At 56.6% G+C, this 24,634-nt stretch carries 22 protein-coding genes; 16 read left to right on the plus strand and 6 right to left on the minus strand.

Going from position 1 to position 24,634, the window contains the following annotated elements; genetic code table 11:
* From rsmG to B0B09_RS12890, 3 genes are read left to right on the plus strand one after another with little or no spacing between them, the layout of a single operon-like run.
* A complete protein-coding gene (gene rsmG / locus B0B09_RS12880) occupies nucleotides 1-621 on the plus strand; it encodes a 16S rRNA (guanine(527)-N(7))-methyltransferase RsmG (protein WP_076660346.1) in 621 nt (206 codons plus the stop codon).
* Nucleotides 611-1,408: a ParA family protein gene (locus tag B0B09_RS12885; RefSeq protein ID WP_082436323.1), complete on the plus strand. Its 798-nt coding sequence runs from the start codon at nucleotides 611-613 to the stop codon at nucleotides 1,406-1,408. Before rsmG ends, B0B09_RS12885 begins: the two co-directional genes overlap by 11 nt.
* Nucleotides 1,409-2,296 (plus strand): ParB/RepB/Spo0J family partition protein, encoded by an 888-nt coding sequence (locus B0B09_RS12890; protein WP_076660349.1) that lies wholly within the window; start codon nucleotides 1,409-1,411, stop codon nucleotides 2,294-2,296.
* Here B0B09_RS12890 and hemW read toward each other — a convergent pair.
* The 3 genes from hemW to rph are packed head-to-tail and all read right to left on the minus strand — an operon-like array spanning nucleotide 2,293 to nucleotide 4,764.
* Entirely contained in the window at nucleotides 2,293-3,447 is a 1,155-nt protein-coding gene (gene hemW, locus B0B09_RS12895) for a radical SAM family heme chaperone HemW (protein WP_076660351.1), read from the minus strand. The genes B0B09_RS12890 and hemW overlap by 4 nt on opposite strands.
* 1 nt (nucleotide 3,448) lies before the next feature.
* On the minus strand, nucleotides 3,449-4,057 hold the full coding sequence (gene rdgB, locus B0B09_RS12900; protein WP_076660353.1) for an RdgB/HAM1 family non-canonical purine NTP pyrophosphatase: 609 nt from the start codon (nucleotides 4,055-4,057) through the stop codon (nucleotides 3,449-3,451).
* Complete coding sequence (gene rph, locus B0B09_RS12905; RefSeq protein ID WP_076660355.1) at nucleotides 4,057-4,764, minus strand: ribonuclease PH; 708 nt, start codon at nucleotides 4,762-4,764, stop codon at nucleotides 4,057-4,059. Before rph ends, rdgB begins: the two co-directional genes overlap by 1 nt.
* Nucleotides 4,765-4,879: 115 nt before the next feature.
* Here rph and hrcA point away from each other — a divergent pair, with 115 nt between their 5' ends.
* Both hrcA and B0B09_RS12915 read left to right on the plus strand, forming a co-directional pair.
* Complete coding sequence (gene hrcA / locus B0B09_RS12910) at nucleotides 4,880-5,944, plus strand: heat-inducible transcriptional repressor HrcA (RefSeq protein ID WP_076660357.1); 1,065 nt, start codon at nucleotides 4,880-4,882, stop codon at nucleotides 5,942-5,944.
* Nucleotides 5,945-5,955: 11 nt separating this feature from the next.
* Nucleotides 5,956-6,513, plus strand: coding sequence for a nucleotide exchange factor GrpE (locus tag B0B09_RS12915; RefSeq protein WP_055295275.1), 558 nt, complete (start codon nucleotides 5,956-5,958; stop codon nucleotides 6,511-6,513).
* Nucleotides 6,514-6,530: 17 nt separating this feature from the next.
* Here B0B09_RS12915 and mutS read toward each other — a convergent pair whose 3' ends face one another.
* Nucleotides 6,531-9,152, minus strand: coding sequence for a DNA mismatch repair protein MutS (gene mutS, locus B0B09_RS12920; protein WP_076660359.1), 2,622 nt, complete (start codon nucleotides 9,150-9,152; stop codon nucleotides 6,531-6,533).
* Between the two features lie 123 nt (nucleotides 9,153-9,275).
* Here mutS and B0B09_RS12925 point away from each other — a divergent pair, with 123 nt between their 5' ends.
* From B0B09_RS12925 to B0B09_RS12940, 4 genes are all read left to right on the plus strand, one after another.
* Nucleotides 9,276-11,531, plus strand: a complete 2,256-nt coding sequence (locus B0B09_RS12925) for an NADP-dependent malic enzyme (RefSeq protein WP_076660360.1) — start codon at nucleotides 9,276-9,278, stop codon at nucleotides 11,529-11,531.
* Nucleotides 11,531-12,397, plus strand: a complete 867-nt coding sequence (locus B0B09_RS12930) for a ribokinase (RefSeq protein ID WP_076660362.1) — start codon at nucleotides 11,531-11,533, stop codon at nucleotides 12,395-12,397. Before B0B09_RS12925 ends, B0B09_RS12930 begins: the two co-directional genes overlap by 1 nt.
* Before the next feature lie 66 nt (nucleotides 12,398-12,463).
* On the plus strand, nucleotides 12,464-13,363 hold the full coding sequence (locus B0B09_RS12935) for a D-amino acid aminotransferase (protein ID WP_076660364.1): 900 nt from the start codon (nucleotides 12,464-12,466) through the stop codon (nucleotides 13,361-13,363).
* A 52-nt stretch (nucleotides 13,364-13,415) separates the two neighbouring features.
* Nucleotides 13,416-14,117, plus strand: a complete 702-nt coding sequence (locus tag B0B09_RS12940; protein ID WP_076660667.1) for a sulfotransferase-like domain-containing protein — start codon at nucleotides 13,416-13,418, stop codon at nucleotides 14,115-14,117.
* A 411-nt stretch (nucleotides 14,118-14,528) separates the two neighbouring features.
* Here B0B09_RS12940 and B0B09_RS12945 read toward each other — a convergent pair whose 3' ends face one another.
* Nucleotides 14,529-15,743, minus strand: a complete 1,215-nt coding sequence (locus tag B0B09_RS12945; protein ID WP_076660366.1) for an argininosuccinate synthase — start codon at nucleotides 15,741-15,743, stop codon at nucleotides 14,529-14,531.
* 140 nt (nucleotides 15,744-15,883) lie between these two features.
* Nucleotides 15,884-16,321: an NUDIX hydrolase gene (locus tag B0B09_RS12950; protein ID WP_076660368.1), complete on the minus strand. Its 438-nt coding sequence runs from the start codon at nucleotides 16,319-16,321 to the stop codon at nucleotides 15,884-15,886.
* Nucleotides 16,322-16,397: 76 nt separating this feature from the next.
* Between B0B09_RS12950 and hslO the strand changes: the two genes are divergently transcribed.
* The 7 genes from hslO to B0B09_RS12985 are packed head-to-tail and all read left to right on the plus strand — an operon-like array spanning nucleotide 16,398 to nucleotide 24,600.
* Nucleotides 16,398-17,390 carry an Hsp33 family molecular chaperone HslO gene (gene hslO / locus B0B09_RS12955; protein WP_055295291.1) on the plus strand — a complete coding sequence of 331 codons (993 nt, stop codon included), beginning with the start codon at nucleotides 16,398-16,400 and terminating at the stop codon, nucleotides 17,388-17,390.
* On the plus strand, nucleotides 17,383-17,967 hold the full coding sequence (locus tag B0B09_RS12960) for a CoA pyrophosphatase (protein ID WP_076660370.1): 585 nt from the start codon (nucleotides 17,383-17,385) through the stop codon (nucleotides 17,965-17,967). Before hslO ends, B0B09_RS12960 begins: the two co-directional genes overlap by 8 nt.
* Complete coding sequence (locus tag B0B09_RS12965; protein WP_076660373.1) at nucleotides 17,964-19,100, plus strand: CCA tRNA nucleotidyltransferase; 1,137 nt, start codon at nucleotides 17,964-17,966, stop codon at nucleotides 19,098-19,100. Before B0B09_RS12960 ends, B0B09_RS12965 begins: the two co-directional genes overlap by 4 nt.
* Complete coding sequence (locus tag B0B09_RS12970) at nucleotides 19,093-19,674, plus strand: LysE family translocator (RefSeq protein WP_076660375.1); 582 nt, start codon at nucleotides 19,093-19,095, stop codon at nucleotides 19,672-19,674. The genes B0B09_RS12965 and B0B09_RS12970 overlap by 8 nt, the downstream gene beginning before the upstream one ends.
* Before the next feature lie 46 nt (nucleotides 19,675-19,720).
* The gene (locus B0B09_RS12975) at nucleotides 19,721-21,568 is read left to right on the plus strand and encodes an ABC transporter ATP-binding protein (protein WP_076660377.1); all 1,848 of its coding nucleotides are present in this window, start codon (nucleotides 19,721-19,723) and stop codon (nucleotides 21,566-21,568) included.
* A complete protein-coding gene (locus B0B09_RS12980) occupies nucleotides 21,565-23,397 on the plus strand; it encodes an ABC transporter ATP-binding protein (RefSeq protein ID WP_076660379.1) in 1,833 nt (610 codons plus the stop codon). Before B0B09_RS12975 ends, B0B09_RS12980 begins: the two co-directional genes overlap by 4 nt.
* Nucleotides 23,398-24,600, plus strand: coding sequence for a class I SAM-dependent RNA methyltransferase (locus tag B0B09_RS12985; protein WP_076660381.1), 1,203 nt, complete (start codon nucleotides 23,398-23,400; stop codon nucleotides 24,598-24,600).
* Nucleotides 24,601-24,634 lie beyond the last annotated feature (34 nt).

Genomic DNA, 24,634 nt, shown 5'->3' on the forward strand with positions numbered 1-24,634 from the left:
ATGTCACAGGTTATTGCTGGCGTGGATGTTTCACGTGAAACAATCTTAGACCTTGAGGCATTTGCCGCGCTGACTGCGAAGTGGACCGCAAAGATTAACCTGATTGCGCGCGGCACAGTCGATTCGATCTGGGATCGTCATATTGTTGATTCGGTGCAACTTTATAAGTTTGCGCCAAAGTCCTTTGAAAAATGGGTCGATATCGGCAGTGGAGGCGGCTTTCCCGGTATCGTCATGGCGATTGTCGCCAAAGAGAAGCACCCGCAGGCGCAATTCGTTCTCATCGAAAGTGATCAGCGTAAAGCCACATTTCTGCGCACAGCGGCGCGTGAACTCAACCTTCCTGTCCAAGTGATTGCCGAGCGAATTGAGACTGCCCCAGTCCAAAACGCAGATGTGGTATCCGCCCGCGCACTTACCGCATTATCTGGGTTGCTTTCCTTGACCCAGCGCCACCTCAATCAGGACGGCCTGGCCCTATTTCACAAAGGCCGCCAGTCCGGACAGGAAGTTGCCGATGCGCAAAAGAGCTGGTCGTTTGACCTTGAAGAAAACGCCAGTATCACTGATCCTGACGCACGAATACTCGCCATCCGAAGGATAGATACGCTTGGCTCATGATCCAATAATCATCGCGGTTGCGAACCAAAAAGGGGGCGTTGGGAAAACGACCACCACTATCAATTTGGGTGCAGCCTTGGCAGAAAAAAAGAAAAACGTCTTGCTGATAGATCTGGACCCGCAAGGGAATGCATCGACCGGTCTTGGCGTTGATCATGACAAGAGAGAGGCCACAACCTACGATCTTTTGGCAGGTGATGTTACCCTGACCAAGGCCATTCAGAAAACATCCGTCAATCGGCTTTGCATCATTCCGGCCACAACAGACCTGAGCTCTGCTGATCTTGAGCTTGTCGATAATGCAAAGCGAAGCTTTCTTTTGCGCGATGTGTTGCGGGGTAGCGATCCGGCGCTTTTCGTTTTCGACTACATTTTGATAGATTGTCCGCCGTCTCTCAACATATTGACGGTAAATGCGATGGTTGCGGCGCATTCCATTATCGTGCCGTTACAAAGTGAGTTTTTCGCGCTTGAAGGCCTTTCCCAGCTTATTCTCACGGTCCGTGATGTTCGGCAAACCGCCAACCCTGATCTCCGGATCGAAGGTATTGCGCTCACCATGTACGACAGCCGAAACAATCTCTCGCTCCAGGTAGAGGATGACGCACGGCAGAACATGGGTGATATGGTGTTCAAAACCGTCATTCCCCGCAACGTCCGCCTCAGCGAGGCGCCATCCTTTGCGATGCCGGTGCTCTCTTACGACAGCACGTCAAAGGGCAGCGTTGCATACCGGGCGCTTGCAGACGAATTGATCGAACGAACAAAGAAAAAGAAGGCTGCATAAATGACACGCACACCAAAGAAATCGCGCGGACTTGGTCGTGGCCTGTCTGCCCTGATGTCAGATGTCGCAACAGATGGTGGAACCGAAGCCCCCATGAAGCGGCCCGATCTGGTCGTTCCCATTGAGCGGGTCCAGCCCAACCCTGATCAGCCCCGCCGCACATTCGCCGAGGATGCGCTTGACGAACTGGCAAATTCCATCGCCGAGAAAGGCATTATTCAGCCTCTGATCGTTCGCCAGTCCCCGTCCGACCCCGATCTTTTTGAAATCGTCGCCGGTGAACGCCGCTGGCGTGCTGCGCAACGGGCCAAATTGCACGAAATCCCGGTTCTTTTGCGCGATTATGATGATACTGAAGTTCTTGAAATTGCGATTATCGAGAACATCCAGCGCGCAGACCTCAATCCCGTGGATGAGGCCGCAGGCTATAAACAGTTGATGGATCGCTTCGGGCATACGCAGGATAAACTCGCCTCCGCCTTGGGCAAAAGTCGCAGCCACATCGCAAACCTGCTCCGTTTGTTGACCTTGCCGGAAGAAGTGCAGACCTACCTTGTCAGCGGCCAGCTGTCTGCCGGTCACGCGCGTGCCCTTGTAGGGCACGATCATGCTGTCGCCTTGGCCCGCGAAATCATTCAACGCAAACTCTCGGTCCGCGAGACAGAGAAACTTGCCAAGAAGGGCCCTGCGATTAAAAAACGTGCGGTCCCTGGCGCACCAGTGCCCAAAGATGCCGATACGATCCAGATCGAGGATGAGCTGTCAGCCACCCTGCGGATGAAAGTCACCATCGATCACCCCGCCGGAAGCGAAGGTGGAAAGATGACAATTTCGTATAAGTCGCTTGATCAACTGGATGATTTGCTGCGCGCACTTTCCGGTGGCTAGTCGTCCAATAAGGTGCGCAGGACAGCGTTCAACACTGGGGCACCTTGTGGCGTAAGTTGCAGTCTCTCCGACTCACAGGTGACCATTCCTATCTCAACTAAACCATTGATTTTATTTACATATTTTTCACTGGTGAGCTGTGGAAACCGCGTGATATCCACACCTTCGCGCAAGCGCATCCCCATTAACAGGAACTCGGCAAACTGCTCGTCTGGGGTTAGTGCCTCACGCGACAAGTCCCCGTTTCCTGTTTTGCGGACCTGTGCCAACCAGCCCGCGGGCGCGCGTGGTGCCTCGGTTGCGAAACGCTGGCCACCCAGCGTCAAACGCCCATGCGCGCCCGGACCGATCCCAGCATAATCGCCATACCGCCAATAGATCTTGTTATGGATACTTTCACAGCCCGCCCGCGCATGATTTGACACCTCATAGCCCGCAAAACCGGCCATTTCGCATATCTCTTGCGTCGCAGCGTACATATCAGCTGCTGCATCATCATCCGGCAAATCCCGCAGTTTGCCGGCCGCATAGCGATCGCCAAAGGCGGTGCCATCCTCAATTGTGAGCTGATAAAGCGATAAATGGTCGACGGCCAAATCCAACGCACGCTGCAATTCCGCCGTCCAATCCGCGACAGACTGGCCTTGCCGCGCATAGATCAGGTCAAAACTCACCCGATCAAAGACGTCGCGTGCAATCTCAAAGGCCCGCATCGCCTCATCTGCGCTATGCAACCGGCCAAGGGCCTTCAAATCCGCATCGTTCAGCGCCTGAATCCCCATGGATACACGGTTCACTCCCGCATCGCGGTACCCGGCAAAGCGTCCCGCCTCAACAGAGGTTGGATTCGCCTCCAACGTGATCTCGATATCATTCGCCATCGGCCAGGTCGCACGTACCTTTGTCAGGATTGCATCAACCACCGCCGGATCCATCAGGCTAGGCGTGCCTCCTCCAAAGAAAACGGACCGCAAAACGCGGCCCTCTGTTTCGGCACCAACACGACCAATTTCGCTCAAATAGGCCTCGGCCCAGGCATTCTGGTCAATCTGGGCCACGACATGACTGTTAAAATCACAATAGGGACACTTCGCCTGACAAAACGGCCAGTGAATATAGAGGCCAAAGCCTCCATGTTCCCAGTCTTCCATCTTAGGCAAAACAACCGGCGATCAGCTTGGCAAAGGCATCAGCACGGTGGCTGATCTTGTTCTTTTCCCAACGATCCATCTCGCCAAAGGTGATGTCATAGCCGTCAGGCTGGAAAATTGGATCATATCCATGCCCTTGGTCGCCCCGCATCGGCCAAACAATCTGGCCGGGCATGACGCCGGGAAAGACCTCATCATGTCCATCAGGCCACGCCAGAACCAAGGTGCAACAAAACCGCGCAGTCCGTGGGTAGGGGGCAGAAACAGACTCTAATTCGGCCCAACTCCGCGCCATCGCCATCTTGAAATCTCGGCCGTTGGGCGTTTCCGCCCAATCCGCCGTATAAACACCGGGTGCACCACCAAGGCCGTCAATCTCGATCCCGCTATCATCGGACAGGGCCGGCAGGCCGGTTGCCTTGGCTGCTGCATGCGCCTTGATCCGGGCATTGCCGACAAAGGTCGTTTCCGTCTCTTCCGGCTCGGGCAACCCGTGATCCGCGTTTGACGTCAAAGACACCCCGTAAGGGCGCAACAGATCGGCAATCTCTTCCAGCTTCCCTTGGTTATGGGTCGCAATCACCAATTCCTTGCCGTCAAATCGCCGCATCAGGACACCGCAGCCAATTGCGCCGCAGTCAGTTCCGCGACACCTTTTTCTGCCAGATCAAGCAAAGCATCCATCTGCGCGCGCGTATAGGTCGATCCTTCGGCTGACATCTGTACTTCGATCAGTTTGCCGGCAGTCATAACAAAGTTGCCATCAACACCGGCTTCGCTGTCCTCGAGATAATCCAGGTCAAGCACTTCCTGACCCGCGTAAATCCCGCAGGAAATTGCCGCAACAGGGTCAATCAAAGGATCACTGATCACATCACCGGCCTTCATCAGCTTCTGCACTGCCAGCTTCAATGCCACCCAACCACCGGTGATTGACGCACAGCGTGTGCCGCCATCAGCCTGAATTACATCGCAATCCACCACGATCTGGCGCTCCCCCAAAGCGACCCGATCAACACCGGCCCGCAAAGACCGCCCGATCAAACGCTGGATTTCCTGTGTGCGGCCGGACTGACCGTTCTTGGCCTCGCGACGCATCCGCGTATTTGTCGCACGTGGCAGCATCCCGTATTCCGCGGTAACCCAGCCAAGGCCGGAATTCTTCAGAAATGGGGGCACACGCTCATCAATTGTTGCGGTACACAACACATGGGTATTGCCACATTTGATCAGACAAGACCCTTCCGCATGCATCGTCACGCCTGTCTCGATTGAGATTTCGCGCATTTCGTTCGTTTGACGGCCAGATGGACGCATCGGGTTTCCTCCTATCGGTTGCATCAGCGGCATACGCTGCCCACATATGAAATCCAACCCCGATTGACGCTACCGCAAACTTCGTTTTAATTGCGACGCCTTGCCAGTGGAACCAATGACAGAACAATCGCCAAATATTGACGAAATGAATGCGCGCTCGCGTGAGGTGTTTCGCCGCGTGGTCGAAGGCTACCTTGAAAGCGGGGCACCTGTCGGGTCGCGCACGCTCACCCGTGATTTCTCTGAACAGGTTAGCGCCGCAACCATCCGCAATGTGATGCAAGACCTTGAATACCTCGGACTGTTGGGAAGCCCCCATGTCAGCGCTGGCCGCATTCCCACCCAGTTGGGGTTGCGCCTCTTCGTTGATGGGTTGCTTGAAGTTGGCGATCTCGATGGTCAGGACCGCGAAAAGATTGACCGCACGGTCACATCGAACAATCAGGACGTTACCTCCGTTCTGGATCAGGTAGGCCAGGCGCTCTCTGGCGTGACGCATGGTGCCAGCCTTGTGCTGACCCCGAAACACGAGGCGCCGATCAAACATATCGAATTTGTGTCGCTTTCTGCCGAGCGCGCGCTGGTTGTGCTGGTCTTCGGTGACGGTCATGTTGAAAACCGCGTCTTCACGCCACCGCCGGGGCAAACGCCGTCGTCTATGCGCGAGGCTGCGAATTTTCTGAATGCCATCGCAGCAGGGCATACGCTATCGGACCTCAGCGCCGTAATCTCACGTGAGATCAAAACACGGCGTCAGGAAATAAACGCCTTGGCCGCCGCCCTCGTCGAAAATGGCGTTGTTCTTTGGGAGAATGAGGGCGAATCGACCGAGCGCTTGATTGTCCGCGGTCGCGGCAATCTGCTGGGCGAGGGCGGTGACGAGGCTGATCTTGCCCGTATCCGCACCCTGTTTGACGACCTTGAACGCAAGCGTGACATCGCGCAATTCCTTGATCTTGCCGAAGAAGGTGAGGGGGTGCGCATTTTTATTGGCTCAGAGAACAAATTGTTCTCACTTTCGGGTTCATCTCTGGTCGTTTCCCCTTATATGAACGCCGACAAAAAGATCATTGGCGCCGTTGGGGTGATTGGTCCAACACGGCTGAACTATGGGCGTATCGTACCAATCGTGAACTACACCGCAAAGCTGGTTGGCAAAATGATTGCCGACCGCTCGTAAAGGGAAGACTGATGTCTGATAAAGACGAAGAACTACAAAGCCTTGATGAACTCGCAGCTGAAGGCGACGAGGTTGATTTCGATGCTGCTGAAGCAAGCTTTGATGAAATCGAAGCCCTGCGCGCAGAGCGTGATGAATTCCGTGACAAGTTCATGCGCGCACTGGCCGATGCGGAAAATACCCGCAAACGGGCCGACCGTGACCGCCGCGAGGCTGAAAACTATGGCGGCTCAAAACTCGCCCGCGATATGCTGCCGGTTTACGACAACCTGCGCCGCGCGCTGCAGTCCTCAGCCGAAGCCGAGCAAGAAGCAAACAAAGCCTTGCTAGAGGGTGTTGAGCTGACAATGCGCGAATTGATCAGCGTGTTCAAAAAGCACGGAATCGACCCTATTACACCTGAAGTCGGCGATAAATTTGACCCGCAACTGCACCAGGCGATGTTTGAAGCGCCCGTGCCCGGTACCAAAGCAGGCGAGATTATTCAGGTCGCTGCCGAAGGCTTCATGTTGCACGACCGCCTTTTGCGCCCCGCACAGGTCGGCGTGTCATCCATGCCTGCATCGTAGGGTGGGTCAAGCCCGCCCTACAGCTTCGACCGCAACTCATAAATCAGATCAAGCGCATCCCGGGGGCTCAGCTCATCGGGGTGCACATCGCGCAAACGTTCCTCAATAGCCGAGGGTTTTGGCGCAACGCTCACTGGGGCAGGTGTTGCAGAAAAAAGCGGCAGATCATCAATGATCGCTTTTTGCGCTGTCCCGCCTTCACGCTCACCTTTTTCCAAAGCTTCCAGAACCACTTTGGCGCGCTCCACAACGACGGCGGGCAAGCCTGCCAAACGCGCAACCTGCACCCCATAACTGCGATCCGCCGTGCCGCGCTTCACCTCATGCAGGAAAATCACGTCACCTTCCCACTCTTTTACAGTGACCGTCGCATTATCCACACCCTCGAGCTTTGCCGATAGCGCCGACATTTCATGGTAATGCGTGGCAAACAGTGCGCGACAGCGGTTCACATCATGCAAGTGTTCCAACGTCGCCCAGGCAATCGACAAACCGTCATATGTCGCGGTGCCGCGCCCGATTTCATCCAGAATGACAAGCGCCCGATCATCGGCCTGATTGAGAATTGCCGCCGTTTCCACCATCTCGACCATAAAGGTCGACCGCCCACGCGCCAGATCGTCTGACGCCCCGACGCGGCTGAACAACTGGCTGACAATCCCGATGTGGGCCCCGGTGGCTGGCACAAAGCTCCCCATCTGGGCTAAAATCGCAAGCAGCGCATTCTGCCGCAGAAACGTCGATTTACCCGCCATGTTCGGACCGGTCAGCAACCAGATCGGTGTGTCTGTCAATCCGCAATCATTGGCGATAAATGGCAAGCCGTCTTTCTGCAAGGCCGCCTCAACCACGGGGTGTCGCCCGCCTGTGATGTCAAATGCGCGGCTGTCGTCCACCCGTGGCCTGACCCAGTTTTCGGTCACCGCCAATTCCGCCAAACCCGCGTGCAAATCAATTTCGGACAGCGCCCGCGCCAATGCGCCAAGCGGCCCTGCTTGCGCAATAATTGCCTCTTTCAGGCTGGAATAGAGTCTCTTTTCGATCTCGAGTGCACGCCCGCCCGCATTGAGGATACGCGTCTCGATTTCTGACAGCTCTACGGTGGTAAAACGCACCTGATTGGCGGTGGTCTGGCGGTGAATAAACGTCTCGTTCAGGGGCGGGGCCATCATTTTGGCCGCATGTGTTGCTGTTGTCTCGATGAAGTACCCCAGCACATTGTTGTGCTTGATCTTCAGCGACGCCACGCCTGATATTTCAATGTACTCTGATTGCATTTGCGCAATCACTGAACGGCCTTCGTCACGTAACTTGCGCACTTCGTCCAGTTCGGCGTCATACCCCGGCGCAATGAACCCGCCGTCGCGCGACAAAAGCGGCGGCTCTGCAATCAGCGCCTCATCCAGCAGGTCCAACAACTCCTCATGCCCTATCAAATCTTGCGTCGCATCCGCCAGAATAGGGGGCAAATCCGCCGGCATCAGCGCGGAGAGCGCAATGGCCTGTCCGATGGTGTTGCGAATTGCTGCCATATCCCGTGGCCCGCCACGATCCAGCGCCAAACGTGACAACGCGCGGTCCAGATCATGCACGCCGCGCAAACTCTGTCGAATATCCTTGGTCAGCCGCGCCTGATTGGCCAAGAACCCGACCGCATCCAACCGCCCCGTGATGACATCACCATTGCAGGACGGTGACGAAAGCCGCCGTTCCAACAATCGCGCACCACCTGCGGTGACTGTGCGATCAATGCAATGCAAAAGCGACCCTTGCTTGCCGCCGTTCATCGCTTGGGTCAGCTCCAATGATCGCCGTGTCGCCGCATCAATCTGCATTGCTGCTGACTGGCCCTCCTGAACGGGCGGGCGCAACAACGGAAGATTACCGCGCTGCGTAATATCCAGATATTCAGCAACAGCAGACATGGCCCCAATCTCGGCGCGACCAAAGCTGCCAAACGCATCAAGTGAGCTGACTTTATAGAGACTACAAAGGCGTTTTTCGCCAGAAACGCTGTCAAACGCCGCTGCACCCAAGGTGGTCAGCGTTGCACCGGAATCAGACACTATTCCAGCCCAATTAGTCTCTGATCCGTCTGCAACAATCACCTCGCGCGGCGTCAATCGTGCCAGTTCTGGGCCCAGTTGCGCGCCGCCGCATGGCATCACATGAAACGCCCCGGTCGAGATATCAACCCAAGCAAGCGCCCCTGCATCGCGCACGCTATGATAGGCGGCTAGAAAATTATGCCGGCGTGCATCCAGTAGCGAATCCTCGGTCAAGGTGCCGGGCGTGACCAGACGGACGACTTCACGTTTCACAACCGCTTTGTAGCCGCGCTTTTTTGCCTCGGCGGGGCTTTCCATCTGCTCGCAAACCGCGACGCGGAACCCTTTGCGGATCAGCGTCAGGAAATAGCCTTCAGCCGCGTGATGCGGCACACCGCACATCGGTATGTCCTGATCATCATGTTTGCCGCGTTTTGTCAGCGCGATATCCAGCGCTTCGGCGGCCGCAACGGCATCGTCAAAGAACATCTCATAGAAATCGCCCATCCGGTAAAACAGCAGCGCATCAGGATGCTCTGCCTTGATTTCCAGATATTGCGCCATCATCGGCGTGACTGTGCTGTTGCTCATGTATCCCCCGGGATCATCCCGCGCACATTACCACCGCATGAAAGCTGCGAAACCCTGAAATGAATCCGTTGCAGGTCCGTTGCAGAAACCGCTATGTCTTGTGGACTAAAACAGGGGGACCAGATGCCGAAGAACAAATTAACCCGCGAAGATGCACTGCAATTCCATATGCATCCAACCCCGGGCAAATGGGAAATTCAGGCGACTGTCCCGATGACGACGCAACGCGATCTGTCGCTGGCCTATTCCCCCGGCGTCGCGATCCCCTGCGAGGAAATCGCCGCAAACCCCGCGCTGGCTTATGATTACACCAATAAGGGCAATCTGGTTGCCGTGATTTCAAACGGCACTGCGGTTCTTGGCCTTGGCAATCTCGGCGCGCTGGGCAGCAAACCGGTGATGGAAGGCAAATCCGTACTTTTCAAACGTTTTGCCGACGTCAATTCCATCGACATTGAACTGGATACCGAAGACCCGGATGAATTTATCAAGGCTGTCCGCCTGATGGGTCCCACCTTTGGTGGCATCAACCTTGAAGACATCAAGGCGCCCGAGTGTTTTATCATCGAACAAACCCTCAAAGAGCAGATGGATATCCCTGTCTTTCATGATGACCAGCATGGGACAGCAGTGATCTGTGCCGCAGGTCTGCTGAACGCGCTGCATCTGTCGGGCAAGAAAATCGAAGATGTCAAAATCGTCCTGAACGGCGCAGGCGCTGCGGGGATTGCGTGCCTCGAATTGCTCAAGGCGATGGGTGCGAAACACGACAACTGCATCATGGCTGATACAAAAGGTGTCATTTACCAAGGCCGGACCGAAGGCATGAACCAATGGAAATCTGCCCATGCCGCCAATACCACCGCCCGCACACTTGATGACGCGATGAAGGGCTGTGACGTGTTCCTTGGCGTGAGCGCCAAAGGTGCTGTGACCCAAGAAATGGTGTCTAACATGGCAGAAAACCCGGTTATTTTTGCCATGGCGAACCCTGATCCGGAAATCACGCCCGAAGATGCCCATGCTGTCCGCGAGGACGCCATCGTCGCCACAGGCCGCAGCGATTACCCCAATCAGGTGAACAACGTGCTGGGCTTTCCCTATCTTTTCCGTGGTGCGCTCGACATCCACGCCCGCGCGATCAACGACGAAATGAAAATCGCCTGTGCCGAGGCGCTTGCCGCGCTGGCGCGCGAGGATGTGCCGGATGAAGTCGCTATGGCTTACGGCAAAAAGCTGACCTTCGGGCGCGATTACATCATCCCGACACCGTTCGATCCCCGCCTGATTCACCGCATTCCAACATCTGTGGCGCGGGCTGGTATGAAAACAGGCGTCGCACGGCGCCCCATCGTTGACATGGATGCCTACGAATTATCGCTCAAATCCCGGATGGATCCCACGCAGTCCATTCTACGCAGCCTAAATACGCGTGCCCGCGCCAACCAATCCACCGTTGTGTTCGCGGAAGGTGATGATCCCCGCGTGTTGCGCGCTGCCGTGATGTATCAGCGCTCTGGCATGGGCAAAGCGTTGATTGTTGGCCGCAAGGACGATGTGAAACAGAAATTGACAGCTGAGGGTCTGGCCGAGGCTTTTGACGAGCTTGAAATCGTCAACGCCGCTACGACCCCGCATTTGGAAACCTATAAGGATTTCCTGTATAAGCGGCTGCAACGCAAAGGTTTTGATGCGCAAGACGTGCACCGCCTCGCCGCGCGCGACCGTCACGTATTTGCGGCACTCATGCTTGCGCATGGCCATGCCGATGGGATGGTGACAGGGGCGACACGTAAGTCGGCGCATATTCTGGAACTGATTAACCACGTCTTCGACGCAGAACCACACGATGGTGCAGTGGGTGTTACCGCCGTCCTGCATAAAGGTCGGATCGTGCTCATCACAGATACGCTCGTCCACGAATGGCCCGATGAAAACGATCTCGCGGATATCGCCGAACGCGGTGCTGCCGTCGCGCGCGAACTGGGGCTAGAACCGCGCGTGGCTTTCCTGTCTTTCTCGACCTTCGGTTACCCCGTCTCCGAGCGGGCAGAAAAAATGCACAAAGCCCCCCAAGTGCTCGACGCGCGCAAAGCCGATTTCGAATACGAGGGTGAAATGACGGTCGATGTGGCACTCAATGCCGCCGCACAAGAGAACTATCCGTTCCAACGCCTGACGGGTCCAGCGAACGTATTGGTCGTGCCGGCGCGTCATTCCGCGTCAATTTCCGTGAAACTGATGCAGGAAATGGCAGGTGCGACGGTGATTGGGCCAATCCTGTCGGGTATCGGAAAGCCAATCCAGATCTGTTCGACGGTCTCGACGGTCAACGACATCTTGAACATGGCTGTAATTGCGGCCTGCAAGGTCGACTGATGGCAATCTGGAACCTGGGGTCGATCAACGCGGATTTTGTCTATCGCGTCCCGCATATCCCGGCACCCGGTGAAACGCTGTCGTCCACCGGCCGCCAGATGTTCTTGGGTGGGAAGGGCACCAATATGTCGGTCGCTGCGGCCCGTGCTGCGGCCCGCGTCAATCACATTGGCGCTGTTGGTCAAGACGGGCGATGGGCGATCCAGCGCTTGCTTGAATACGGCGTGGATACCCGCAATATCGCCGTGTTAGACACTGAAACAGCCCAAGCGATCATTATGGTCGACCCCGCGGGCGAGAATGCAATCGTCCTTCATCCGGGTGCGAATGCGGAAATTCCTCAAGTTACCCTGCAGGCCGCAATGGCCGAAGCCGAAACCGGCGATTGGCTGATCATCCAGAATGAAACGAACCTGCAACGCACCGCCGCCGAAATGGGCAAAGAGCTGGGGCTGCAAATCGCATATGCTGCCGCGCCCTTCGATGCGGATCGCGTTCAGGCGGTGCTGCCGTCGCTTGATTTCCTGATCCTCAATGCGGTTGAGGCCGCCCAGCTTGAAGAAGCTATTGGGACCGCGCCCGCTGATCTGCCTGTGCGCGATGTGATCGTGACCCGCGGTGCCGATGGCGCAGATTGGTACAGTGCGGCAGGAAAACAGCACTTCCCTGCGATCAAGGTCGATGCTGTCGATACAACCGGCGCAGGTGACACCTTCACCGGTTACGTTCTTGCCGGCCTTGACCGTGGCCTGCCTATGGAGCAAGCCATCGGGCAAGCGACCAAAGCAGGCGCACTTATGGTCATGCGGCATGGTACCGCTGACGTTATTCCTGATCTGTCCGAAGTGCAGGACTTTCACCCCTGACACCTGCGTTTTCCCTCTTGGAACGGCCAGAACACTGGCCTAGCGTCCACGACAAGGAGAACACCAATGACCGAAGTCACCACCCATCAGGCCGAGGATGATGCCCGCAATGAGGCCATCCTGATCTACGTTGACGGACAGATTGTCCCGAAAGCCCAGGCCACTGTCAGCGTCTACGACAGCGGCTTTATGCTGGGTGATGGGGTTTGGGAAGGGCTGCGGCTTTATGATGGCAAATGGGCCTTCATGGATGAGCATCTGGACCGGCTTTTTGAGGCGGCAAAGGCGATTGATCTCGACATCGGCATGGACCGGAAAGGCGTTGTTTCCGTATTGTTAGAGACACAAAAAGCCAACGGTATGACGACAGACGCCCATGCGCGGCTGATGGTGACCCGTGGGGTAAAGGTGCGCCCTTTCCAACACCCCAGCCTGTCGCAATCAGGGCCTACTTTTGTGATCATCATGGAACATTCGCGCCCGAAAATCCCGCGCCCGATTACGCTTGCCACGGTTCCCCACCAGCGCGGCCTGCCGATGACGCAGGATCCGAAACTGAACAGCCACTCGAAACTCAACTGCATTCTCGCCTGTATCGCTGCGCAGAAGGCAGGGGCAGATGAGGCGCTGATGCTCGACGTGCATGGTTTTGTGAACACGACAAACGCCTGTAACTTCTTTATCGTCAAAAAGGGCGCGGTCTGGACCAGCACGGGTGACTATTGCATGAACGGCATTACCCGCCAGAAGGTGATCGACCTGTGCCGTGCCAACGACATTCCGGTGTTCGAGCGCAACTACAGCCTCGTCGACACTTACGCGGCCGATGAGGCGTTTCTCACAGGCACCTTCGGCGCGCAAACGCCCGTCAGCAGCATTGATGGCCGCATCATAGGTACCGGCGAACTGGGTCCAATAACCGCACGTTTGCGCGCGCTCTACAAGGATTTGGTGGACCGGTCATGATGTGTCATCTGTATGTACAGGTTGTGTACAGCTTGTGTACGGGATGTGGCCGATGAGAATCGCCATGTGGTCCGGTCCCCGCAATCTCTCGACCGCGATGATGTACGCCTTTGGCAACCGTGCGGATTTCGCCGTCTGGGATGAACCATTCTATGCTCCCTACCTGAAAGCAACCGGCGCAAACCACCCGATGCGGGATGAGATCATCGCCGGACACGAGACGGACCCGATAATTGTTGCACAGCGCTGTTTAGACACTATTCCTGACGATAAGCCGCATTTCTACATGAAGCATATGCCGCATCACATGATTACGGGCTTCCCGCTGGATTGGGCTCGGGATTGCATCAATATCCACCTCATCCGCCACCCCGCCCGCGTGATCGCAAGCTACGGTGCGAAGATGGATCATATGAGCTTGGAAGATATCGGTTTTCCGCAACAGACCGCCCTTTTTGAAAAGCTCGGCGGCATCGTCATCGACAGCGCCGACATTCGCGCAGACCCCGAACGAATGCTACGGAAACTCTGTGATGCCATAGACTTAGCCTTTGATTCGGCAATGCTACATTGGCCTATCGGTCCGCGTTCAGAAGATGGGATCTGGGCTGCGCATTGGTATAATGCCGTCCACGAAAGCACCGGCTTTGCAGGGGCAGAGGGGGATTTGCCGGAAATTGAGACGGCCTACTCACCAATACTAAAGGAAGCTGAGTTACACTATGAAGGCTTGATAGAACGGAAATTGACCTAAGTCCTTGATGTAGATTCAGATTTTTGATTTCTTAAGCTATTGAGTTTGTTATTGAATCTCAGGCGATTTAATGACAAAATAAAAACAGGGCGGCCACCCCTGGAAGAGTTAGCCGCCCTGAAACTTACTTCCTCTTGCGAGGCGTCGTTTTTTTCACGGTTTCGACAACATGCGTTTTGGGCTTGTTGCGAGCCGTGGAGACCGAAGTGAAGCGACCTGTGATCGCGCTCCGACCTACTTTACGTGTAGATTTAGCCATTAGCTTTCACCTCCTTTCCCGGGCCGTTGCCCGCCGCTTATCAGGCTAGGGCTTGGGTCTGGAGATTCATCTACACCATCATATGGTATCAAGCATGACTATGGTGAGTCCAGCAAATTTGGACTCTTTTTGTTCTCATGCCTGTTAGGTTTTTACCCCTTGCGATTACGTGCTGCCAACAGTTTCAACCGCAGCGCGTTCAATTGGATGAACCCTTGCGCATCCGTCTGGTCATAAGCGCCCGCATCATCCTCAAAGGTCACATGCGCCTCGGAATAAAGCGACTGGTCCGACCAACGTGCCACAGTTGTCGCTGATCCCTTATACAACTTCACACGGACTGTGCCCGACACATGCTCCTGGCTCTTGTCGATCAGGGCCTGCAGCATTTCACGCTCTGGCGAGAACCAGAAACCATTGTAGATCAGTTCCGCATATCGCGGCATGATGCTGTCTTTGAGGTGGCCCGCACCGCTATCCAGCGTAATCTGTTCAATCCCGCGATGCGCTTCCAGCAGCACGGTACCGCCGGGCGTCTCGTAAATCCCGCGTGATTTCATCCCGACAAAGCGGTTTTCCACCAGATCAAGCCGGCCCACACCATGCTTGCCACCCAGTTCATTCAGTTTGGTCAGGATGGTTGCAGGCGACATGCGCTCACCGTTGATCCCCACGGCGTCTCCGCGCTCAAATTCGATCTCGACCATCTCCGCAACATCGGGCGCTTCTTCGGGTGCGACTGTCCGCTGGTACACGTAATCCGGCGCCTCAACACCGGGATCTTCCAGTACTTTCCCTTCAGACGATGTATGCAAAAGGTTTGCATCCACACTGAACGGCGCTTCGCCGCGCTTGTCCTTGGCAACAGGGATCTGGTTCTTCTCGGCAAACTCCAACAGACGTGTCCGGCTCGTCAAATCCCACTCACGCCAAGGCGCGATCACTTTGATTTCAGGGTTCAACGCATAGGCGGCCAGTTCAAACCGCACCTGATCATTGCCTTTGCCAGTCGCGCCGTGCGCCACAGCGTCGGCACCTTCAGCGGCCGCAATCTCGACCAGCCGCTTGGAAATCAAAGGGCGGGCAATGGATGTACCCAAGAGGTAAAGGCCTTCGTAAAGTGCGTTGGCACGGAACATCGGGAACACAAAGTCGCGCACAAACTCTTCGCGCAGGTCCTCGATGTAGATCGCAGAGGCACCCATCATCTCGGCCTTGGCGCGCGCTGGCTCCAGTTCCTCACCCTGACCGAGATCGGCGGTAAAGGTCACCACCTCGCAGCCGTACTCGGTCTGCAGCCATTTCAGGATGATCGAGGTATCAAGCCCACCGGAATAGGCCAGAACAACTTTTTTCGGAGCGGTCATCAGCAAGCGCCTTTACGTCAATATAAGTTGTCTCGCGCGATAAAGGTTTTTCCTGACAGGGGCAAGAACAGCAACCGGTCCCGTCATTATTGGCCCAAAAATATCCTGGGGGAGGTGCGCAGCACCGGGGGCAAAGCCCCTTAGAACGCAAATCGTGCGACAAAATCCGCATCGCCGTCATTATAAAGCTCTGCCAAAGCCTCCTCGACGGACAACCACAGCGCCATATGCCCGGGTTCGGTTGGTGGACCATGGGGTCGTACGGGCCTTGCCAGATAGATATGACACAGCTTTTCGGCCCATAGGTCGTAGTCCGGCATAAAGGTGAATCGCCGGAACGCGCCCAGCTTGCGTGGTGCTGCAATGCGCCAGCCTGTTTCCTCAAACACCTCGCGGTGCAGCGCATTCAACGGATGTTCCCCGGGGTCAATACCGCCGCCGGGCAGTTGTACCTCGAAATGCGGATCGCCCTGATAGGTGCACAGCAGCTTGCCTGCACGCGGTAAAATCGCGTAAACACCGGGTCGTAATTTGTAGCGCTGCCCGTTTTGTGGCACCTCGCCATACCGTCTGATCATAGCTTCACCCTTGGACGCCGCCTTGCCCCACCTATATAGGCGCGGTATGCCATCCAGAAACCTGTTAGGAAAGACCATGAGCCTCGGCACCAAAATCGCCTGGGACGACACCGTCCTGCCATTCCAACTTGACGCCTCCGACATCCGTGGACGGGTGGCGCGGCTTGATGGTGTCTTGGAACAGGTTCTCAAGCAACATAACTACCCTGCCATGATCGAAGGTCTGGTGGCCGAGATGGCTTTGCTGACCGCTTTGATCGGTCAAACCATGAAACTGCGGTGGAAGCTGTCGTTGCAGGTGCGCGGCGATGGCCCCGCCCGTTTGATCGCGACCGATTACTACGGCCCGACCGAGGACGGCGCCCCTGCGCGTATCCGTGCCTATGCGTCCTATGATGCGGAAACACTGGATCAGACGGCTGATCCGTTCAGCCAGATCGGCAAAGGGTATTTTGCAATCCTGATTGATCAGGGTCAGGATATGGCCCCCTATCAGGGGATCACACCGATTGCTGGTGGCTCACTTTCGGCCTGTGCCGAAACCTATTTTGCGCAATCCGAACAACTGCCGACGCGCTTTCAACTGACCCATGGTCTGTCGCAACTGCCCGGTGAAGGAACCCATTGGCGTGCGGGTGGCGTGATGTTGCAGCATATGCCCAAGGCGTCACCCCATGTGACCGGTGAAGGCGGATCGGGCGAAGATGGCCTGCTGGACGCAACTGATATCTTGGATGCCGAAGAGGGCGAAAACTGGATTCGTGCCAATGTGCTGTTGGATACGGTAGACGAGATTGAGCTGATCGGCCCAAGCGTTGCGCCCACGGACCTGCTTGTGCGTTTGTTCCACGAGGAACAGCCGCGTGTCTATGATGCCCAGCCTGTTAAATTCGGCTGTAGCTGTTCCGAAGATGCAGTCCGCCAAAGCCTGTCGATCTATTCGGCCAAGGATATCGGCACCATGACAACCGAAGAAGGCACCGTAACAGCGGACTGCCAGTTCTGCGGCGCGCATTATACCTTCAAACCTGAAACGCTGGGGTTTGAAGCCACGGATACCGGTGCCTGATCTACGTAAAAGACTGGAAGACGCGCTTGCACAAGCGGGCAGCGCGTCTTCTGATTTTGACCTGAACGCTGATGTGAAAAAACCCGATGCGGTGCTCACGCCTGCGGCCGTTCTGATCGGAATTCGCGCGGAAACAGAGACTGTTATTCTAACGAAGCGCTCGGCGCGGCTGAAACATCATCCCGGTCAGATTGCCTTTCCTGGCGGCAAACAAGACCCGACTGACGCCACGCTTACTGATGCCGCCCTGCGCGAAGCGCGCGAGGAGATTGGTCTGCCCCCTGTGATTGTCGATGTTCTGGGTGAACTGCCTCCGCATCAGACCGTCACGGGGTATCAGGTGACCCCGGTTGTTGGCCTCATTGACGGGCACTATGATCCTGTGCCGGAGCAGGGCGAAGTGAGCGAGATCTTCGAGGTCCCTCTGGCGCATCTCATTGACCCGCGAAACTACCTGATCGAGGGCCGGCGCTGGCAAGGTCGCCGCAGGCTCTATTACACCGTACCTTTCGGCCCCTATTATATCTGGGGTGCGACCGCGCGTATCTTGCGCGCCTTTGCCGAGCGGATGACATGACGCGCATTTCCGCATCATGGTTGCACGATGAGGCTGCGCAAAAGGTCTGCGCCTTGCTGACTGACGCGGGCCATCAGGCGTGGTTTGTGGGGGGATGTGTCCGCAATGAACTGTTGGGTGCACCTGTGGCGGATCTTGATCTTTCGACAGATGCCTTACCGCAAACCGTGATGACTTTGGCCAAAAAAGCACGGATCAAGGCCATTCCCACAGGGATCGACCACGGGACAGTCACTTTGGTTGTCAACGACACCCCGTTCGAGATCACGACGTTTCGCCGCGATGTCGCCACCGACGGCCGCCGCGCTGCTGTCGCCTTTTCCGATAACATCAAGGATGATGCGCGGCGTCGCGATTTCACCATGAATGCGCTCTATGCCGCCCCTGATGGCCAGATTACCGACCCTTTGGATGGTTTGCCCGATCTTATCGCGCGCCGTGTGCGGTTTATCGAAGATGCCGATCAGCGGATCAAAGAAGACTACCTGCGCATCTTGCGGTTTTTCAGGTTTTACGCGTGGTATGGGGATGTGAGCGAAGGCCCTGACCGCGATGGACTGGCTGCCTGTGCCGCCAACATCGAGGGCCTACAATCGCTTTCCGTAGAGCGCATCACCGCCGAGATGCTGAAACTGCTTGGCGCGCCTGATCCTGCACCGGCCTTGGCTGCGATGGCCTCTACCGGGGCCTTGGCGCAGGTCTTGCCTGGTGCAGAAAGCGGGGCACTGGCCGTGCTTGTGCATCTGGAACAGTCATTTGGTATTGCGCCAGACTGCTTGCGCCGTTTGGCGGTGATTGGTGGGCAGCCCGCGCAGGCCCTGCGCCTGTCTAACGCCCAATCCCGCGCGTTGGGTCACATCATCGCCGGTCTGTCGCCGGTTGAAACCGCTTATCGCCACGGTGAAGCCGCGGGCAGGGATGCCTTACTGGTGCAATCCGCATCATTGGGACAGCCAATCGCCGGCACCGCTCTTGCGGCGATCACCCATGCGGCAAACCAAGTATTCCCCCTCAAGGCCGCGGATCTGATGCCTGTGGTTTCCGGTCCCGCGCTGGGCAAGGCCCTGCAAGACGCCGAGGCGCGGTGGATCGCCTCGGGCTTTACCCTCACGAAAGCAGACCTGCTTGGCTGAGTTTCTGCCTCTCATCGGTTTTGTTTTCTTCGGCCTTTTCTCGCCGGGGCCGAATGTGATCTTGATCACAACCTCCGGCGCGCGTTTCGGGTTTCAACGCACTCTGCCGCATATCATCGGTGTGGCTTTGGGTGTTGGCATTATCGCTGCTGTCACCGGAATCGGTATCGGGGCGTTGATCACCACGCACCCTGCGCTTGGTGGAGTGTTGAAGATCATCGCGGGTCTTTGGATCCTGTGGATGGCCTATAACCTGTGGCGTGCTGATCCGGTGAAACGGCGTGAGTGGGACAGGCCTTTTACCTTCCTTCAGGCGATCCTGTTTCAATGGGTGAACCCCAAGGTCTGGGCTGTTGCGCTCAGCGCCACCGCTTATGTCGCGACACTGGCGCCTATGCAGCAGGCGCTGACCTTGGCAACAACGTTCTCCTCGCTTAACCTTGGCGTCTGCATTTTTTGGGCGGTCGCTGGCAGTTTGCTGGCTTATCTGCTGAAAAACCCTGCTGCCTGGCGTATCTTCATGCGCGTTATGGCGCTGGCTTTGGCGGGTTTTTCGGTCCTTCTTTTTCTCTGAGATAAGCTTTGCTATAGCGGGGGTCTAACTCAGAAAGGCAGGCCCCGTGTTTCGTTGGTTCGAAGGTCTTGTCGATCCCTATGTGCCCTACAAGGAGAACGACACGCCGCCCAAGCGGCTTTACCCGTTTCTGCGCGCCTACGCAGAGCCGTTCAAAAAGGTGTTCTGGGTCACAGGTATTTCCGCCATCATCATCGCGATGATCGAAATCTGGCTGCTGAGCTATCTTGGCCGCCTTGTTGATATCCTTGGCGGTGGCACACCTGCGCAGGTGTGGGCCGAAAGTGGCGGTGAATTCCTGCTGGTCGCATTCCTGATCCTCACGATCCGTCCCGCCTTTCACATGCTGCAGATCCTGCTGCTGAACAACACGATCCTGCCGAATTTTGGCACGTTGGTCCGTTGGCGGGCGCACCGCCATGTCTTGCGGCAATCTGTGGGCTGGTTCGAGGATGATTTCGCAGGCCGGATTGCGAACCGCATCATGCAAACGCCCCCTGCTGCGGGGTCTGTCGTGTTTCAACTGTTCGATGCGCTGACCTTTGCCGTGGCCTATATCATTGGCGCGGCCGTTTTGCTGGGGCAGGCGGATTTGCGGCTGTTGCTGCCGTTGATGCTCTGGCTTGTGCCCTATCTCTTCCTGCTTCACTGGGTCATCCGCCGCATTACACCTGCCTCTGAGGCGGCGTCGAATGCGCGCAGTGCGGTAACGGGGCGGGTTGTGGATAGCTACACCAACATTCACGCCGTCAAGATGTTCGCCCACCACGACCGCGAAATTGATTACGCCAAAGAAGCAATCGAGGAAGCGCGCCGGACCTTCCAGATCGAAATGCGGCTCTATACGCTGATGGACGCGGGTTTGATGCTGCTGAATGGCGTATTGGTTGTGGGGGTCGTTGGCTGGTCCATCTGGCTCTGGATGCAGGGGATGGCGTCGGTTGGTGTGGTGGCTGTCGCAACCTCGCTTGCGCTGCGCCTGAATTCGATGTCGGGCTGGATCATTTGGGCGATGACAGATTTTTTCCGCGAACTGGGCGTGGTGAAGGAGGGGATGCTGACGATCGCGCAACCTGTGACTTTGGTGGATCAACCGGATGCCAAGGTATTGGATATTCGGGCCGGCGCAGTCGAGGTCCGCAATCTGTCGCATCACTATGGCAAGAAAACCGGCGGTCTGGATCATGTGAACCTGTCCATTGCTGCGGGTGAAAAGGTCGGTCTTGTCGGGCAATCCGGTGCCGGAAAATCCACGCTCGTGAAGCTGCTGCTGCGGTTCTACGACGTGGAGCAGGGCCAGATCCTGATCGACGGGCAGGACATCAAATCCGCCACGCAGGACAGCCTGCGCAGCGCCATCGGCATGGTGCAACAGGATAGTGCGCTTTTGCATCGCTCGGTGCGCGAGAATATCCTTTATGGCAATCCCGCCGCCACTGAAGAGGCTATGATTACTGCCGCCCAAAAGGCCGAAGCTCATGATTTCATTCTTGGTCTGCAAGACAACGAAGGGAATACGGGATATGATGCCCGTGTCGGTGAACGCGGTGTGAAACTTTCGGGTGGACAGCGACAGAGGATCAGCCTTGCACGGGTTATTCTGAAGGACGCGCCCATCCTGCTCTTGGACGAAGCGACGAGCGCACTAGATAGTGAGGTCGAAGCCGCCATTCAGCAGACACTCTATGGTATGATGGAAGGCAAGACCGTCATCGCCATCGCACACCGTTTGTCGACGATTGCCCAGATGGACCGGATTATCGTGATGGATCAGGGGCGTATCATCGAAGACGGCACGCATGACGCGTTGCTGGCGGCAAATGGACAATACGCACGGTTCTGGGCGCGCCAATCAGGGGGCTTTCTGGGACGTGGCGGACAGGAAATAAAATGACCCCAGAACGCTGGATCGACCCCTTTGAACCCGCCGAGGGCCCGCCGCCGCAGACGCTGATGGCGTTCTTGCGGTGGTGCCTGAAAGGCAGCACAAAAATCACGCTTTGGGCTGGATTAGTGTCTGCTTTGGCAGGCACGCTTGAGGTAGCAACGGCGCTCATGCTGGGGTGGGTCATTGATGCCGCGCTCAACTCATCGGGCGAGGGGTATTTTACGGAAAACGTGATCCTGTTGATGGGCGTGACCGCATTCTTCGTCGTTTTGCGCCCCGTTATCCTTGGTATCTCTGGTGTAATGCAGGCGGTGGTCGTTGGCCCGTCATTGGGCAATCTGATCCTGTCACGCTTGCACCGCCATTCGATTGGCCAGTCGGTGACGTTCTTTGATGATGATTTTGCCGGACGCATTGCACAAAAACAGATGCAAGCGGCGCGTGCGACGACCGACCTGATCGTTGATATGATCCATACGGTGGCCTTTGCTTTAGCGTCTTTGGTCGCCTCGATCATCCTTTTGTTCACAATTGATGCGCGTTCTGCGCTCCTGCTGGCCATCTGGGCAGTGTCCTATATCTGGCTGATCCGCTTTTTCATGCCGCGCATCCGTGCACGATCGAAAGCACGTGCCGCTACGAGGGCGATGGTAACGGGGCAGGTCGTTGACACGATTACCAATATCAAGACCGTCAAACTGTTTGCGCATGACGCCCATGAAGACCGCGCGGCGATTGACGCGATGGAGAATTACTGGGGCACTGCTGTGCGCTATGGCTGGATGTCCGCATCCTTCCGCTTTTGGCTGATGGCGCTGGGCGGTCTTTTGCCTGTCATTCTGGTCGGCATGACACTCTATTTCTGGAGCTTAGGCACTGCTTCGGCCGGTGATATCGCCGCCGCCGGTGCGATATCGCTACGGCTTGCGCAGATGACCGGTTGGGTCAGTTTCACCTTAATGGGCATGTACGCAAATGTGGGCGAGGTCGAAGATGCGATGATCACGCTCAGCCCTGCACATACGCTGACTGATGCTGAAAACGCGATTGAATTGACTGCGCACAAGGGCGCGATTGCGCTGGAGGATGTGTCATTTACCTACGGCGGCGGCCCCGGTGGGTTGGATGGCGTGTCTCTCAATGTAGCGCCGGGAGAAAAGCTTGGGTTGGTTGGCGCATCGGGTGCAGGCAAATCAACTTTGGTCGCATTGTTGCTGCGGCTTTATGATGCCGAGGCAGGCAGGATTGCGATTGATGGCACCGATGTGCGTGACGTGACCCAAGAAAGTCTGCGTCGCCAGATCGCGATGGTCACGCAGGAAACAGCGATGTTTAACCGCTCAGCCCGCGATAATATCAAATACGGAAAACCCGATGCGACGCAGGACGAAATTGAAGCGGCAGCAAAGCAGGCCGAGGCGCATGATTTCATCCTGACGCTGAAAGACCATAAAGGGCGCACCGGCTATGATGCGCATTTGGGGGAACGCGGGGTTAAGCTCTCGGGCGGTCAACGCCAGCGCATTGCCATCGCGCGCGCAATCCTGAAAGACGCACCAATTCTGGTGTTGGACGAGGCGACAAGCGCGCTTGATTCCGAGGTTGAAGCATCGATTCAGTCAGCGTTAGACTCTATTATGGATCGAAAGACCGTTATTGCGATCGCACACCGCTTGTCCACCTTGGCGCGGATGGACCGGATCGTCGTGCTTGACGCAGGTCGCATTGTCGAAGAAGGAACGCATGATGTGCTTTTGGCCCAAGGCGGGCTTTATGCGCGCTATTGGAATCGCCAGTCCGGTGGGTTCATCAATGTGAAAGATGCGGCGGAATAAATGCTGACAATTGAAAGCCTGACCCACCTTGGCATGGGGCGCGCCTCTGACGGGCAATCCTTGCTGCCGCGTGTCCTGCCGGGTGAAGAGGTGGATGTCGCGCAAGATGGTACTTTGCGGATTGTGACGCCTTCCGTGGATCGGGTCGCTGCCCCCTGCCGTCATTTCAAGACCTGTGGTGGTTGCGCGATGCAACATGCCACTGATGCGTTTGTTGCCGCGTGGAAACAAGATATCGTTGTCAAAGCCGTCCATGCCCGCGGGCTGGACCCAGCGTTCCGCGAAATCGCGACGTCACCCGCACAGTCGCGCAGGCGGGCGAAATTCTCGGGGCGGCGCACGAAAAAAGGTGCGATGGTCGGGTTTCACACCCGCGCGTCGGATAACCTCGTGCAGGTGACAGATTGCCAACTGGTCACACCGGCATTGCTGGCCAGTTTTCCCGCGCTTGAGGCTTTGACCGTTCTGGCCTGTTCGCGCAAAGGCGAAATCGACCTGACTGTGACCGAAGCGGTTCTTGGCCCTGATATTTTGATCGGGACCGAGAAAGAGCTGACGCCGCAGTTGCGCGTGGAACTGGCTTCGCTGGCGAACCAGTTCGGTCTGTCACGGTTGGTGTGGAACGACGAACCTGTCGTCACGATTAACCCGCCGATGCAGGATTTTGGTGGGACAGGCGTTGTGCCGCCGCCCGGTGCGTTTTTGCAGGCAACGAAACATGGTGAGGCCGCGTTACTTGCCGCAGTTGACGAAATCACTGTAGGTGCGGCCCGCATCATCGACCTTTTTGCAGGCTGCGGCACGTTCACCCTTCCGCTTTCAAAACGCGCAGAGCTGCACGCAGTTGAGAGCGAAGCTGCGATGCTGGCCGCACTTGATCGGGGCTGGCGGACAGGACATCAGTTGCGTCGTGTCACGACAGAAACCCGCGATTTGTTCCGCCGTCCGCTCGAGGCGGATGAGCTGCGCCACTTTGATGCTGCTGTGATTGATCCACCACGCGCAGGGGCCGAGGCCCAGATCGCTACGCTGGCAGACTCAGACATCAAGACCATTGCAATGGTATCCTGTAACCCTGTGACATTCGCCCGCGATGCCAAATTGCTCATTGATGCAGGGTTTACGATGCCTTGGGTACAGGTCGTGGATCAGTTCCGCTGGTCACCGCATGTAGAGGTTGTTGCATCATTCACGCGGAAATGAATGTAATCGTTCAACAATCTCTTTTCCGAAACGT

The organism is Yoonia rosea (assembly GCF_900156505.1).
GTDB classification, from domain to species: Bacteria; Pseudomonadota; Alphaproteobacteria; order Rhodobacterales; family Rhodobacteraceae; genus Yoonia; species Yoonia rosea.